The organism is Jiangella endophytica, assembly GCF_003427025.1.
Lineage (GTDB): Bacteria > Actinomycetota > Actinomycetes > Jiangellales > Jiangellaceae > Jiangella > Jiangella endophytica.
Genome location: NZ_QVAI01000022.1, coordinates 18,732 through 32,565 on the forward strand (window position 1 = coordinate 18,732; position 13,834 = coordinate 32,565).

The following is a 13,834-nucleotide window of genomic DNA, read 5'->3' on the forward strand; positions in this document are numbered from 1 at the left end:
GACCTCATGACTGCCACCATCGAAACCCCAGCAGAGACCACTGCTGCTACAGGCCGGGTGGTCCGGGTCATCGGACCTGTCGTCGACGTCGAGTTCGGCGGCGGCCACATGCCCGGCATCTACAACGCGCTCGAGGTCGACGTGAAGCTGGCCGACGAGGCCGGCGGCGACCGCACGCTGACGCTCGAGGTCGAGCAGCACATCGGCGACGGCCTGGTGAAGGCCATCTCGATGCAGCCGACCGACGGCCTCATCCGCGGTGCGGTCGTCCGCGACACCGGCCAGGGCATCGCGGTGCCGGTCGGCGACGGCGTCAAGGGTCACGTGTTCAACGCTCTCGGCAAGCCGCTCGACGTCGACGAGTCGAAGATCGAGGTCAGCGAGCGCTGGGAGATCCACCGCGACCCGCCGCCGTTCGCCGACCTCGAGGGCAGCACGACGATGCTGGAGACCGGCATCAAGGTGCTCGACCTCCTGAGCCCGTACATCCAGGGCGGGAAGATCGGCCTGTTCGGTGGCGCCGGTGTCGGCAAGACGGTGCTCATCCAGGAGATGATCACCCGTGTCGCGCGGAACTTCGGTGGCACCTCGGTGTTCGCCGGTGTCGGCGAGCGCACCCGCGAGGGCAACGACCTCTGGGTCGAGATGGGCGAGGCCAACGTCCTCAAGGACACCGCGCTGGTGTTCGGCCAGATGGACGAGCCGCCGGGCACCCGCATGCGGGTCGCGCTGTCGGCGCTGACCATGGCCGAGTACTTCCGCGACGTCCAGAAGCAGGACGTGCTGCTGTTCATCGACAACATCTTCCGGTTCACGCAGGCCGGCTCCGAGGTCTCCACGCTGCTGGGCCGCATGCCCTCGGCCGTCGGGTACCAGCCGACGCTGGCCGACGAGATGGGCGAGCTGCAGGAGCGCATCACCTCGACGCGTGGTCACTCCATCACGTCGATGCAGGCCATCTACGTCCCGGCCGACGACATCACCGACCCGGCGCCGCACACCGCGTTCGCGCACCTCGACGCCCGGACGGTGCTCTCGCGGCCCATCTCGCAGCTGGGCATCTACCCGGCCGTCGACCCGCTGGACTCCTCCAGCCGGATCCTCGACGCCGCGTACCTCGGCGAGGACCACTACCGCATCGCCACCCGGGTGAAGGAGATCCTGCAGAAGTACAAGGAGCTGCAGGACATCATCGCCATCCTCGGTGTGGACGAGCTGACCGAGGAAGACCGCGTCACGGTCAACCGGGCCCGCCGGCTGCAGCGGTTCCTGTCGCAGAACATGTTCGTGGCCGAGTCGTTCACCGGCCAGCCGGGTGTGTTCGTCCCGCTGTCGGAGTCGCTGGAGTCGTTCGACGCCATCACCAAGGGCGAGTACGACCACCTGCCCGAGCAGGCGTTCAGCTACGTCGGCAACATCGAGGACGCCGAGAAGAAGGCGCGCGAGCTCGCCTCCTGAGGCTGACATTCCACGGTGACCGGCAGGGAGTCGTCCTCCTCGGGAGGCGGCTCCCTGCCGGTCACGGGGAGAAAGGGAAAGATCGTGGCCGAAGATCTGAACGTCGAGGTGGTGGCCGCCGACCGCAAGGTGTGGTCCGGCGCGGCCTCCATCGTCATCGCACGTACGCCCGAGGGCGAGATCGGCATCATGCCCGGTCACGAGCCGGTGCTCGGACTGCTGGTGGCCGGCCCGGTGACGGTGCGCTCGACCGGCGGTGAGGCGGTCGTGGTGGCGGTGTCCGGCGGGTTCCTGTCGGTGTCCGAGAACCAGATCGCGATTCTGGCCGAGCAGGCCGAGCTGGCCGACGAGATCGACGTCGCCGCTGCTCAGGCCGAGTTGGCAGAGCTGGGCGAGGACGGCGACGGCGTGGGCCGGTGGGCGCAGGCGAGGCTCGACGTCGCGGCGAGCCGGTAGATCTGAGAGCATCGGTATCACGCTCGGGGGAGGTGATCGGTGGCGCTGGTGTCGTGGACCCTGCTGGTGCTGGGTGCGCTCGCGCTCGCCGCTGTGCTGGTCCTCCTCGCGCTGTACGTCCGCCGGGGCATCCTGCAGCGTGACGGCGGCTTCGACCTGTGCGTGCGCGGCGACAGCCACGACGGCTGGTCCGGCGGGTGGGCGTTCGGCATCGGGCGCTACCGCGAGGACACCCTGGAGTGGTTTCGCACCTTCAGCTTCACCTCGTGGCCCAAGCGGACGTTCCGGCGCAACGAGCTGGTCGTCGACAGCCGCCGCGAGCCCGACGCGGAGGAGAGCTACGAGCTGCCCGCCGGTCACGTCGTCATGGTCTGCAGGTCCAACGGCGCGACCGTCGAGGTGTCGATGACCGAGGCCGCGGCCACGGCGTTCGTCACCTGGTTGGAGGCGGCGCCGCCCGGGGGCCAGTTCGTCGGTTGACCCCTTCGGGGCGTACCGTTCATCGGAACGGCGAAAGGTTCAGCGGGAGTGGAGAGATTTCGGGTCACCGGGGGGAGCTCCCTGCGGGGTGAGGTCCGGGTCAGCGGCGCCAAGAACAGCGCCCTGAAGCTGATGGCAGCGGCGCTGCTGGCCGAGGGGCGCACGGTGCTGCGCGACGTCCCCGCCATCACCGATGTCGACTACATGGGTGAGCTGCTGCGTCAGCTCGGCGCCGACGTCCACCGCGAGGGCGGCACCGTCGCCATCGACATGCCCGCGAAGATCGACCACGAGGCGCCGTACCACCTGGTGCGCCGGCTGCGCGCGTCCATCTGCGTGCTGGGCCCGCTGGTGGCGCGGTGCGGCGCGGCGAACGTGGCGCTGCCCGGCGGCGACGCCATCGGCTCGCGCGGCCTCGACATGCATATGGCCGGGCTGGAGAAGCTGGGCGCGCAGGTCGAGATCGAGCACGGCTTCGTGGTGGCCCGGGCGCCGAAGGGGCTGCACGGCACCAACATCTGGCTCGACTTCCCCAGCGTCGGCGCCACCGAGAACGTCCTCATGGCCGCCGTCCTGGCCAAGGGCACCACGGTCATCGACAACGTCGCCCGCGAGCCCGAGATCGTCGACATCTGCCGCATGCTCGGCGACATGGGCGCGAAGATCGACGGCGCCGGCACATCGACGCTGCGGGTCGAGGGCGTCGACTCCATGAACCCGACCGAGCACACCACCATCCCCGACCGCATCGTCACCGGTACGTGGGGCGTCGCGGCGGTGATGACCCGCGGCGACATCACCATCCGCAACGGCCGCGGAGAGCACCTCGAGATCGTCCTCGACAAGCTGGCCGCCGCCGGCGCCACCGTCGAGTCCGGTCCGGCCGGGCTGCGGGTGGCGATGTCCGGGCGGCCGCGTGCCATCGACGTCGTCACACTCCCGTACCCGGGCTTCCCCACCGACCTGCAGCCGATGATCGTCGCGCTCGACGCGGTGGCCGAGGGCACCGCGATGATCACCGAGAACGTGTACGAGGCTCGGTTCATGTTCGTCAACGAGCTGGTCCGTCTCGGCGCCGAGGTCCGCATCGACGGCCACCACGCCGTCGTCCGCGGCCGGCCCGGGCTGTCCGGCGCCCCGGTGGTGGCCACCGACATCCGGGCCGGCGCCGGCCTCGTGCTGGCCGGCCTGCTGGCCGAGGGCGAGACACTGGTGTCCGCGGTCCACCACATCGACCGCGGCTACCCCGACCTCGTCGGGCAGCTGCAGTCACTGGGCGCCGACGTGGTCCGCGAACCCGATCCGGACCACTTCGATGACTGACGAGACGGAGGTCTCGGCCGGTCCGATCGACCGGTTGCGCGACCGGCTGACTCCAGGCCGCATCTGCCTGGCCGTCTACCTGGTCGCGCTGCTCGTCTACTGCGCCCTCGAGGGCATCCCGATGGACCGCGTCGGGCAGACCGGCTGGATCATCGCCGGGATGATCGCCGTCAAGATCGGGCGGCCGTGGCGCGAGCACGTGCGCACGCTGCTCGACTGGCTGCCGCTGCTGGCCGCGTTGATCATCTACGACCACACCCGCGGCATCGCCGACACCCTGGGCATGCCGCTGCGGGTCGGCCAGGTCGTCGACGTCGAGACCTGGCTGTTCGGCGGCACCATCCCGACGGTGTGGCTGCAGGAGCACCTGTTCGAGTCGACGGTGCGCTGGTGGGACGTCGGCGCCGCGGTCATCTACTTCAGCCACTTCGTCGTGCCGTGGGTGCTGGCCGCCGCCTTCTACATGTGGTCGCGGCCGCTGTGGGTGTCCTACATCCGGCGGGTGCTGCTGCTCACCTACGCGGGCCTGCTGACGTACGTGCTGGTCCCGGCCGCGCCGCCGTGGTACGCGTCGGCCCGCACCGGCGACATCGCCGAGCCCGTCTACCGGCTGGTCGGCCGCGGCTGGAACGAGCTGGGGCTGCGCAGCGCCCAGGCCTGGCTCTCCGACGCCCAGGGCGGCGCGAACGAGGTGGCCGCGCTGCCGTCGCTGCACGCCGGGTTCGCCATGCTGGTCGCCGTCACGCTGTGGCCGCTGGCCAAGCGCTGGTGGCTGAAGGTGCCCGTCGTGGCCTACCCGCTGGCCATGGCGTTCACCCTGGTCTACGGCGGCGAGCACTACGTGGTCGACGTCGTGCTCGGCTGGCTCTACGTCGCCGCCGTCATGCTCGTCGCGCACCTCTGGGAGCGCTGGCGGGGGCGGCGACGCCCGCCCGAGGTCACCCCGCTGTCGGCCGGCACGCCCGCGCCGGTCGAGCCGGCCTTGCGGACCGATCCGAGCGTCGCCAAGGAACCGAACGAGCGAGCGGGAAGGCAGTGACCATGGGGCGCAGCGTGGCCGTCGTCGGAGCCGGCCTCATGGGCTCGGGCATCGCCCAGGTGGCGGCCACCGGCGGCTGGGACGTCGTGCTGCGCGACCTCGACGCCGCCGCCGTCGCCCGGGGCCGCGCCGCCATCGAGGCCAGCACCGCGAAGTTCGTCGAGAAGGACCGGCTGTCCGAGGCCGACCGCGACGCCGCGCTGGCCCGCATCACCACGACGACCGACCTCGACGCCGTCGCCGAGGCCGACATCGTCGTCGAGGCGGTGTTCGAGAACGTCGACGCGAAGCGCGAGCTGTTCGCCGAGCTGGACCGCAGCTGCCGCGACGGCGCGGTCCTGGCCACCAACACCAGCGCCATCCCGATCACCAAGATCGCCGCCGCCACGCAACGGCCGGAGTCGGTCGTGGGCACCCACTTCTTCTCGCCGGTGCCGATGATGGCGCTGTGCGAGCTCGTGCGCGGCCTGCACACGTCCGACGCCACGCTGGCGACGGCGCGCGAGTTCGCGGAGTCCGCGGGCAAGACCTGCATCGTCGTCAACCGCGACGTCGCCGGGTTCGTCACCACGCGGCTCATCAGCGTGCTCGTCGTCGAGGCGGTGAAGCTCTACGAGTCCGGCGTCGCGTCGGCCGAGGACATCGACCTCGCCTGCAGGCTCGGTTTCGGGCACGCCATGGGGCCGCTGGCCACCACCGACCTCACCGGCGTCGACGTCCTGCACCATGCCACGTCGAACATCTGGGACGAGACCGCCGACGCCAAGTTCTTCCCGCCCGAGCTGCTGCGCCGCATGGTCGACGCCGGTGAGCACGGCCGCAAGACCGGCCACGGCTTCTACTCGTACTGACGCACCGATCAGGGGGTGCTGCGGCGCCAGGCGCCGGTGGAGCGGCGGACTCCCATCGGGTCGATGGCGGTACCGGTGCCGCCGGCGCGGCGCGAGCTGCGCCGGATGGAGGTGCCGTTGCCGTCGGCCTCGCGGCGCCGCGGCAGCAGCAGCCGCGTGGTGACCAGCTTGGCGCGGTCGCGCCGCCGCGAGCCGCCGCGGCGGGCGAGGTCGGCGGCGCCGATCAGCCCGGCGTCGTTGCCCAGCGCCGCGCGGACGACCTGCGCCTCGGGCCGGAAACCGCGCCCTGTCAGCGTGCGCCGGAACGTCGTCCGGGCCGGGTCCAGCAGCAGGTCGCCGACGTCGGAGACGCCGCCGCCGATGACGAACAGGCCGGGGTCGAACGCGGCGGCCAGATTGGCGAGGCCGACGCCCAGCCAGTGCCCGATGTCCTCCAGCAGCTCCAGCGCGGCCGGGTCGCCCTGGGCGGCCAGGTCGCTGATCATCGGGCCGGTGATGCGCGACGGGTCGCCTTCGCAGGTCTCGGCGATGCGGTAGGCGACGGGGGAGCCGTTGAGCACCAGCTCGCGCGCCTCACGGATCAGCACGTTGCCGCTGGCGTACTGCTCCCAGCAGCCGCGGTTGCCGCACTCGCAGCGATGTCCGCCCGGCACGACGACCATGTGGCCGAACTCGCCGGCGACGCCGAAGCGGCCGCGGTGCAGGACGCCGTCGAGGACGACACCGCCGCCGATGCCGGTGCCGAGGTTGACGCACACGACGTGCGACTCGCCCTGGGCGGCGCCGAAGCGGCACTCGGCCCACAGCGCGGCGTTGGCGTCGTTGTCGACGACGACCGGCAGCCCGATGCGCCGCTGGACGGCGTCGCGCAGTGGTTCGTTACGCCAGGCGAGGTGGGGTGCGAACAGCACCGAGGACTGGGTGCCGTCGACGAAGCCGGCGGCGCCGATGCCGACGGCCAGCACGTGGTGGCGCGCGCCGAGCTCGGCGACGACGTCGGCGATGGTGTCCTCGACGACGCGGGGGCTCTTGCTCTTGCTCGGCGTCTCGCGGCGGGTGCGCTCGATGATGGTGCCGTCGGCGTCGACGACGCCGGCGGCGACCTTCGTGCCGCCGATGTCGATGCCGATGGTGGGCCGCAGCGCCAGCCGGGACACCCGTGTCCGGGTTGGAGACATGCCCACAGTATGGCCGGGCATGGTCAGGGCCCCGGGGACGACCCCGGCGGGGCCAGGATGCCCAGCGCGTAGGCCGTCGTCACGGCGGCGGTGCGATCGTCGACGCCGAGCTTGGCGAAGACCCGCAGCAGGTGGGTCTTCACCGTCGCCTCGCCGATGTGCAGCGCCCGGCCGACGTCGGCGTTGGACAGCCCGGTGGCGACCGCGGCCAGCACCTCGCGCTCGCGGGGCGTCAGCGGCGGCACCGACGGCCCCCGCAGGCGGTTCACCAGCCGTGCGGCCACCGGCGGCGCCAGGATGGTCTCGCCGCGGTGTGCCGCGCGGACGGCCGCGGCGAGGTCCACCCGTGGGGTGTCCTTGAGCAGGTACCCGGTGGCGCCGGCCTCGACCGCGCGGACGATGTCGGAGTCGGTGTCGTACGTGGTGAGCACCAGGATCCGGATGCCCGGCAGCTCGGCCAGGATGCGCGCCGTGGCCTCGGCGCCGTCGAGCCGCGGCATGCGCAGGTCCATCAGGATGACGTCGGGCCGCAGCCGGCGGGCCATGACCAGCGCCTCCTCGCCGTCACCGGCCTCACCGACCACCTCGAGGTCGTCCTCGGCGCCGAGCATGCCGGCCAATCCCGTCCGCACGACCGGGTGGTCGTCGACCAGCAGCAGCCGCAACGTCGTCACGGCCGCCCACGCTACCCCGGTACCAGTCCGACGGTGGCACGGACGGTGGTCCCGGCGGCCGGCGCGCTGACGATGTCGAGCCGGCCGCCCACCTGCTCGACCCGCGCGCGCATGCCGCGCAGCCCGTAGCCGTCCTGTGCGGCACCGGGCCGGAAGCCGCGCCCGTCGTCGACGACGGCGACCGTGGCGGCGCCCGACGGCCCGGGCCGGAACCGCAGCGCGACGATGACCCGGCGGGCGCCGGCGTGCTTGCGCACGTTCGTCAGCGCCTCCTGGGCCGTGCGCAGCAGGACGACCTCGACGTTCGCCGGGAGCGGTGGACCCGAGCCGTCGACCTGCAGGTCGACCTCGAGCCCGGTCTCGTCGGCGAACCGGCCGGCGATGCGCTCGATCGCCTCGGGCAGCGAGGCGTCCTGCAGGCTGACCGGAGCCAGCGAGCTGACCAGCGCCCGCGCCTCGGCGAGGTTGTCGCGGGCGGTCTGCTCCAGCAGCGCCAGCCGGTGGCGGACGGCGCCGGCGTCACGGTCCAGGGCCACCTCGATGGCCTGCGCCAGCGTGAGGATGCTGGTGAAGCCCTGGGCCAGGGTGTCGTGGATCTCGTGCGAGAGCCGCTCGCGCTCGGCCAGCACGCCGCGGGAGTGCTCCAGCTGGGCCAGCTCGGTGCGGGTGCGCTCCAGTTCGTCGATGAGCGTGGCGCGCTTCTCCGCCTGGATGAACACGTGCGTGATGAACAGGCCCATCAGCAGTGACAGCCCGATCTGCAGCGCGATCTGCGGCGCGACGTCGCGGATCGCGTCGGTCGTCCAGCCGTCGCGGCCGACCTCGACGACGGCCAGGCCGGACAGCAACACGAACGTCGCGCCGACGGCCCAGCGCGTCGACAGCAGCACCCAGATGTGCGGGATCAGCCCGAACAACAGGAAGTACGCGTCGAAGATGCCCAGGCCGATCAGCAGGTACAGGCAGCTCCAGCTGATCACCAGCTGGAGCGCCGCCTGCCAGCTGCGCTCCTCGGCGCCCAGCAGGCGCCGGCCGATCAGCAGGTAGACGACCACCATCGTCGTCACCGTGAGCAGGCCGGTCAGCCGGTCGCTGCTGGACAGGTCGGCGGAGCTGCCGATGATCAGCGCGAGCAGCCCCAGCAGACCGAGGTAGACGGTGTGCCAGGCGACCGTGGTGCGCTGCCAGAACGCGTCCAGCTCGGCGACGCTCCCGCGCACCGGGTCGGCGTCGCCGGGCGTCAGCCGTCGTCCCTGCGCTGCCACCGGAACGTCCGGACGCAGATCACCAGACCCACGATCAGCCAGAGCGACAGGATCAGCGCCGTCGGGCCGTGCTGCCATGATCCGGATGCCTCCAGTTCCTCGAAGTGCTCGGGCAAGAACACCGAACGCATGCCCTGGGCCAGCCACTTGAGCGGGAACACCGAGGCGACGTTCTGCAGCCAGCTTGGCAGGTCGCTGAAGACGAAGAACACACCCGAGATGAATTGCAGCACGAGCAGCGGCCCCACGACGACGGCGGACGCGCTCTTCGCCGAGCGCGGCACCGACGAGTACGCGATGCCCAGGACGGCGCCGCCGGCCGTGCCGAGCACGTAGCACCAGGCGAACGTCAGCCACTTCGCCGGCTCCGTCGGCAGGTCGACGCCGAACGCCAGCGCGGCCACCGCGAGCAGGAGCACGATCTGGCTCAGCCCGACGACGAGGATCATGCCGACCTTGCCGAGGAAGTACGACACCGGGGGCATCGGCGTGCCGCGCAGCCGCTTGAGCGTGCCGTCCTCGCGCTCGATGGCCAGGCTGATCGCCAGCGTCTGGAAGCTGACCAGCATGATGCCGGAGGCGACCATGCCGGGCAGGAAGTACTGGGCGAAGTCGATCGGGGGGCCGCTGCTCTCTCCGACGTCCTCGCCGCCGAACGCGACGGCGAAGATGCCCAGCATGATGACCGGGAACAGGAAGGAGAAGATCAGCGAGTCGCGCTCGCGGAAGTAGCTCCTGGTCTCGAGCGACGCGCGCGACATGGCGATCCGGGCGGGGCTCACGGCGGTGCTCATGACACGACCTCCAGGGTCTGGGCCGGCTCGCCGATGAGCCGCAGGTAGACGTCCTCCAGGGTGGGCCGGCTGACGGCGAGGCCGGGCACCTCGCCACCCAGGCGGTGCGCCAGGGCCGTGACGAGCGCCGTCGGCTCCGCGGTCCGCTCGGTCCGCTGCCGGCCGTCCTCGGTCCATTGCACGACCGCCTGGTCGTGGTGGCGCCCGCCGAGGCGGTCCGGTGTGTCCAGCGCGACGATGCGCCCGCCGGTGATGACGCCGACGCGGCCGGCCAGGTGCTCGGCCTCGTCGAGGTAGTGGGTGGTGAGGATGATCGTGGTGCCGCCGTCGGCGAGCGCGGTGATGAGCGACCAGAACTCCCGCCGCGCCTCCGGGTCGAACCCGGTGGTGGGCTCGTCGAGGAAGAGCAGCGCCGGACTGCCCAGGATGCCCAGCGCGACGTCGAGCCGGCGGCGCTGGCCGCCGGAGAGGTGCCGCGCGCGGGTGGCGCGCTTCTCGTCGAGCCCGACGGCGGCGATGACCTCGTCGGGGTCGCGCGCGTCGGGGTAGTAGCCGGCGAAGTGGTGCACCAGCTCCTGCACGGACAGCTCGTCGTGGCCGCCGGAGCTCTGCAGCACGATGCCGATGCGGGCCCGCCAGCCGGGGTCCGGCCGGGCCGGGTCGGCGCCGAGCACGCTGACCTCGCCGGCGTCGCGCCGGCGGTAGCCCTCGAGGATCTCGACGGTGGTGGTCTTGCCGGCGCCGTTGGGCCCCAGCAGGGCGAAGACCTCGCCGTGCGCCACGTCGAGGTCCAGGCCGTCGACGGCGGCGACTCCGGCGTAGGTCTTGCGCAGGCCGCGGACGCGGATGGCGGTGGATGTGCTCATGACTCCACGATGCGGCCCGGCCGCGCTCGCCACGAGCACCGCGCGGTGGGATCCGGTGTCCACCGTCCGGTGGACCCACCCCCGGGTCGGGGGTGAGGGATGCCGCCGCGCCCCTGGTGGCGTACGCGGCCGGTGCCGGGCGGACCGAGGTCCGTCCGGGCCACCTTAGACGGGGCCTCAGGGTGCCTTAGACGATTCCGGGCGGCCACAATGCGGCAGTCTCCCGATGCGTCACACGGCGCCTCAGAACCATGCTCGTTGACAGAGCGCACGAGGATGGCGAGGAGCCGAGCATCATGAGCATTCACGGGGACTACGCGGCACGGATCGTCCACGACCAGCGGGCCCGCGACCTGCAGGCCGAGGCACGCAGCGACGGGCTGGCCCGCCAGGCGCTGGCCGTCCTCCGGCGCGGCGCGGGTCGCAAGGCCGGCGGGGCCACGGCACGCGGCCGGGCCCGGACCGCCTGAGCCGGGGCGGCGGATCTGCTGGAGGGAAATTCGGATGGGGCTGTCGGTAGCGGGTGGCAGGATGAATGACGTGGTCATTCACGTCACCCGCACCATGGGCCTCGTCGGCAGGGAACGGCAGCTCGCCGATCTCCGCGCGGCCCATGCCGGCGCATGCGCGGGCGAGCCGGTCACCGTCCTCGTCGGGGGCGAGGCCGGCATCGGCAAGACGCGGCTGGCCGAGGAGTTCGTGGCCGAGGTGGTCGCGGGCGGCGCGCGGGCCGTCGCGGGGCAGTCAGTCCCGCTCGACGGCGAAGGGCCGGCGTTCGCCCCGCTGGTCGGCGCGTTGCGCGGGTTGCACGCCGAGTTCGGCGCGCAGCGGCTGCTCGAGCTGGCCGGTCCGGGCGGCGACGCGCTGGCCGGGCTGGTGCCCGAGCTGGGGGTGGCGCCCGCTGAGGGGCCCGAGGGCCGCGGCCGGTTGTACGAGGTGGTCACGTCGCTGTTCGAGCGGGTGGCGGCCGACCGCCCGCTGGTGGTGGTGCTCGAGGACCTGCAGTGGGCCGACAGCCCCACGCGCGACCTCCTGCGCTTCCTGGTCCGCGGGGTGCGCGACACCCGGCTGACGATCCTCGCCACCTACCGCTCCGACGAACTGCACCGCGGCCATCCGCTGCGCCCGCTGCTGGCCGAGCTCGACCGCCTGCGCCAGGTGCACCGCGTCGACCTGCCCCGGCTCGACGCCGACGAGGTCGTGCTGCAGCTGCGCGAGCTGCTCGGCCGCCCGCCCGAGCGGACCCACGTCGACCGCGTCGTGCGGCGCAGCGAGGGCATCCCGTTCTTCGTCGAGGAGCTGGCCCACGCCGAAGACTGCGGCGCCCTGCCCGGGTCGCTGCGCGACCTCCTGCTGGTGCGGGTCGAGCCGTTGTCCGAGGAGACCCAGCGGCTGCTGCGGCTGATGTCGGCGGCCGGCAACCGGGTCGACCACTCCGTTCTCGAGCTGGTCGCCGACGAGCAGTCCGGGCCGCTCGACACCGCGCTGCGCGAGGCGGTCTCCGCCGGCGTCATCGTGGTCGACGGCGACGGCTATGCGTTCCGGCACGCGCTGCTGCGCGAGGCCCTGCACGACGACATGCTCCCGGGCGAGCACGCGCGCATGCACGCCCGCTACGCGCAGGCGCTCGAAGCGCACCCCGAACTGATGCCCAACGCGCCCACGGCGGCCGAGGTCGCGCACCACTGGTACTCCGCCCACGACGTCGAGCGCGCGTTCACCTGGTCGCTCACCGCCGCCGACGAGCTGGTGCGCAGCTATGCACACGCCACTGCGCAGCAGCTGCTCGAGCGGGCGTTGGAGCTGTGGGACCAGGTGGCCGAGCCCGAGCGGGTGGCCGGCAGCGACCGCCTCGACGTCCTCATCCGGGCGGCCACCGAGGCCTACGCGGCGGGCGAGACCGAACGGACGCTGTCGCTGGTCAAAGAGGGGCTGCGGCTCGTCGACCGGTCCGCCGATCCGGTCCGGGCCGGGTGGCTGCTGGCCCACCTGGGCAGCGTGAAGAACCGGCTCGGCCGGCCGGGGGCCATCGAGGCGCTCATGGAGGCGCGCGAGCTCATTCCGGCCGAGCCGTCGGTGCAGCGGGCCGAGGCGCTCGACTGGCTGGCCACCATGCTCATGCTCGACTGGCGATTCGCCGAGTCCCTCGAGGTCGTCGACGAGGTCGAACGCGTCGCCGGCGTCGTCGGCCTCGACCGCATCGTCGCGTCCGCGCAGATCACCAGGGGCACCGCGTGGGTGCACATGGGCGACGCCGAGAAGGCGCTCGGCGAACTGCGCCGGGCCGGGCCCACGGCCGCCGCGGAGCCCGACCACCTGCACCGCTACTTCGTCAACCTGTCCGACGCCTACACCCTGCTCGGCCGCTACCGCGACGCCGTCGACGTCGCTACCGAGGGCTACGAGCATGCCCGCCAGCGCGGCCGCAAGCGCACGTCGGGCGCGGTGCTGGCCGGCAACGCGGCCGAGCCGATGCTGGCGCTGGGCGACTGGGAACGGGCCGAGCGGATGATCGCGCGCGGCCTCGAGCTGGTGCCGCCGCCCAACCACGAGCGGCACATGATCGGCCTGCAGGCCTGGCTCGGCCTCTGGCGCGGCGACGTCGACGCCGCTGCCGCGGCGGTCGAGCGGCTGCGCGCCGGCATGACCCGCCGGGTCGTGCTGCCGCAGGACAGCCGGCTGGTGGCCCGGCTCGAAGCAGACGTCGCGCTCGCGCAGGGCGACGCCGAGCGGGCCTGGGCCGCCGTCACCGGCGAGGTCGGGGCGCGGGTCGACGCCGCGGTGCCGGGCTACGACCTGCCGCTGGCGTTCGCCGGGGCACAAGCGCTGGGGGCACGCATCCGCGCCGCGGGCCGGGCCGCCGGCTTCGAGCCCGACGCCCGGTGGCTGCGGGCGCTCGTCGCGCAGGTGGCCCACGGCTGGCCGGCCGGCGTCTGGACCGTGCTGGTCGACGCCGAGCTGGCCGGTGCCGGCGGCACCGACGCCGACGCCTGGGACACCGCGCTGGCGGCACTGCGCACGGCCGAGGGACCGGTGCACCTCGTTCCGTACGCCGGCTTCCGGCTCGGCCAGGCCCTCGTCGCGACCGGCCGGCGCGATCGCGCGCTCGACGAACTACGCCAGGCCGCCGCGGTCGCCGACTCGCTGGGGGCGTCGCTGTTCCGCGGCTGGATCGACACGTTCTCCCGGCAGGCCCACCTGCCGCTGGTCTCCGGCGTGCCCCTCCCGGCGGTGCCGTCCGGCCTGACGGTGCGCGAGCACGAGGTGCTCCGGCTGGTGGCGGCGGGCCGGAGCAACCGCGAGATCGGCGAAGAGCTGTTCATCAGCGCCAAGACGGCCAGCGTGCACGTGTCGAACATCCTGGCCAAGCTGGGCGCCTCCGGCCGCGGCGAGGCCGCCGCCATCGCCCACCGCGACGGCCTCCTCGGCACCGCCGCCTCCTGACGGCCC

The 13,834-nt window shown here is 72.9% G+C and carries 13 protein-coding genes; 8 read left to right on the forward strand and 5 right to left on the reverse strand.

The window, feature by feature from the left end; genetic code table 11:
- Positions 1 to 6: 6 nt before the first annotated feature.
- The 6 genes from atpD (at position 7) to DZA62_RS30605 (ending at position 5,607) form a co-directional block, all read left to right on the forward strand.
- Positions 7 to 1,458: a F0F1 ATP synthase subunit beta gene (atpD, locus tag DZA62_RS30580; protein ID WP_116952754.1), complete on the forward strand. Its 1,452-nt coding sequence runs from the start codon at positions 7 to 9 to the stop codon at positions 1,456 to 1,458.
- 84 nt (positions 1,459 to 1,542) lie between these two features.
- Positions 1,543 to 1,914 (forward strand): F0F1 ATP synthase subunit epsilon, encoded by a 372-nt coding sequence (locus DZA62_RS30585; protein ID WP_116952755.1) that lies wholly within the window; start codon positions 1,543 to 1,545, stop codon positions 1,912 to 1,914.
- A gap of 39 nt (positions 1,915 to 1,953) precedes the next feature.
- Positions 1,954 to 2,394 carry a DUF2550 domain-containing protein gene (locus DZA62_RS30590; RefSeq protein ID WP_198664373.1) on the forward strand — a complete coding sequence of 147 codons (441 nt, stop codon included), beginning with the start codon at positions 1,954 to 1,956 and terminating at the stop codon, positions 2,392 to 2,394.
- 48 nt (positions 2,395 to 2,442) lie between these two features.
- A complete protein-coding gene (gene murA / locus DZA62_RS30595) occupies positions 2,443 to 3,717 on the forward strand; it encodes a UDP-N-acetylglucosamine 1-carboxyvinyltransferase (protein WP_116952756.1) in 1,275 nt (424 codons plus the stop codon).
- Positions 3,710 to 4,756, forward strand: coding sequence for a phosphatase PAP2 family protein (locus DZA62_RS30600; RefSeq protein WP_116952757.1), 1,047 nt, complete (start codon positions 3,710 to 3,712; stop codon positions 4,754 to 4,756). Before murA ends, DZA62_RS30600 begins: the two co-directional genes overlap by 8 nt.
- 2 nt (positions 4,757 to 4,758) lie before the next feature.
- Positions 4,759 to 5,607 (forward strand): 3-hydroxyacyl-CoA dehydrogenase family protein, encoded by an 849-nt coding sequence (locus tag DZA62_RS30605; protein WP_116952758.1) that lies wholly within the window; start codon positions 4,759 to 4,761, stop codon positions 5,605 to 5,607.
- Positions 5,608 to 5,615: 8 nt separating this feature from the next.
- Here the strand turns inward: DZA62_RS30605 and DZA62_RS30610 are convergent, their stop codons facing one another.
- The 5 genes from DZA62_RS30610 to DZA62_RS30630 are packed head-to-tail and all read right to left on the reverse strand — an operon-like array spanning position 5,616 to position 10,384.
- Positions 5,616 to 6,785 (reverse strand): ROK family glucokinase, encoded by a 1,170-nt coding sequence (locus tag DZA62_RS30610; protein ID WP_198664374.1) that lies wholly within the window; start codon positions 6,783 to 6,785, stop codon positions 5,616 to 5,618.
- A 23-nt stretch (positions 6,786 to 6,808) separates the two neighbouring features.
- Positions 6,809 to 7,459, reverse strand: coding sequence for a response regulator (locus DZA62_RS30615; protein ID WP_116952760.1), 651 nt, complete (start codon positions 7,457 to 7,459; stop codon positions 6,809 to 6,811).
- Positions 7,460 to 7,470: 11 nt separating this feature from the next.
- Positions 7,471 to 8,724, reverse strand: a complete 1,254-nt coding sequence (locus DZA62_RS30620; protein WP_157988009.1) for a sensor histidine kinase — start codon at positions 8,722 to 8,724, stop codon at positions 7,471 to 7,473.
- On the reverse strand, positions 8,700 to 9,518 hold the full coding sequence (locus DZA62_RS30625; protein ID WP_116952762.1) for an ABC transporter permease: 819 nt from the start codon (positions 9,516 to 9,518) through the stop codon (positions 8,700 to 8,702). The genes DZA62_RS30620 and DZA62_RS30625 overlap by 25 nt, the downstream gene beginning before the upstream one ends.
- Positions 9,515 to 10,384, reverse strand: coding sequence for an ABC transporter ATP-binding protein (locus DZA62_RS30630; RefSeq protein WP_116952763.1), 870 nt, complete (start codon positions 10,382 to 10,384; stop codon positions 9,515 to 9,517). The genes DZA62_RS30625 and DZA62_RS30630 overlap by 4 nt, the downstream gene beginning before the upstream one ends.
- 296 nt (positions 10,385 to 10,680) lie before the next feature.
- On the opposite strand from DZA62_RS30630, the gene DZA62_RS36040 reads away from it, so the two are divergent.
- Entirely contained in the window at positions 10,681 to 10,854 is a 174-nt protein-coding gene (locus DZA62_RS36040; RefSeq protein ID WP_157988010.1) for a hypothetical protein, read from the forward strand.
- Between the two features lie 70 nt (positions 10,855 to 10,924).
- Positions 10,925 to 13,828 carry a helix-turn-helix transcriptional regulator gene (locus DZA62_RS37725; RefSeq protein WP_198664375.1) on the forward strand — a complete coding sequence of 968 codons (2,904 nt, stop codon included), beginning with the start codon at positions 10,925 to 10,927 and terminating at the stop codon, positions 13,826 to 13,828.
- Positions 13,829 to 13,834: the final 6 nt, after the last annotated feature.

What these genes read in the sequence shown, in the direction of transcription:
- atpD (WP_116952754.1), top strand. Translation starts at nt 7, where the DNA reads ATGACTGCCACCATCGAAACCCCAGCAGAGACCACTGCTGCTACAGGC.
- DZA62_RS30600 (WP_116952757.1), top strand. Translation starts at nt 3,710, where the DNA reads ATGACTGACGAGACGGAGGTCTCGGCCGGTCCGATCGACCGGTTGCGC.
- DZA62_RS30605 (WP_116952758.1), top strand. Translation starts at nt 4,759, where the DNA reads ATGGGGCGCAGCGTGGCCGTCGTCGGAGCCGGCCTCATGGGCTCGGGC.
- DZA62_RS30610 (WP_198664374.1), bottom strand. Translation starts at nt 6,785, where the DNA reads ATGTCTCCAACCCGGACACGGGTGTCCCGGCTGGCGCTGCGGCCCACC.
- DZA62_RS30625 (WP_116952762.1), bottom strand. Translation starts at nt 9,518, where the DNA reads ATGAGCACCGCCGTGAGCCCCGCCCGGATCGCCATGTCGCGCGCGTCG.
- DZA62_RS30630 (WP_116952763.1), bottom strand. Translation starts at nt 10,384, where the DNA reads ATGAGCACATCCACCGCCATCCGCGTCCGCGGCCTGCGCAAGACCTAC.
- DZA62_RS36040 (WP_157988010.1), top strand. Translation starts at nt 10,681, where the DNA reads ATGAGCATTCACGGGGACTACGCGGCACGGATCGTCCACGACCAGCGG.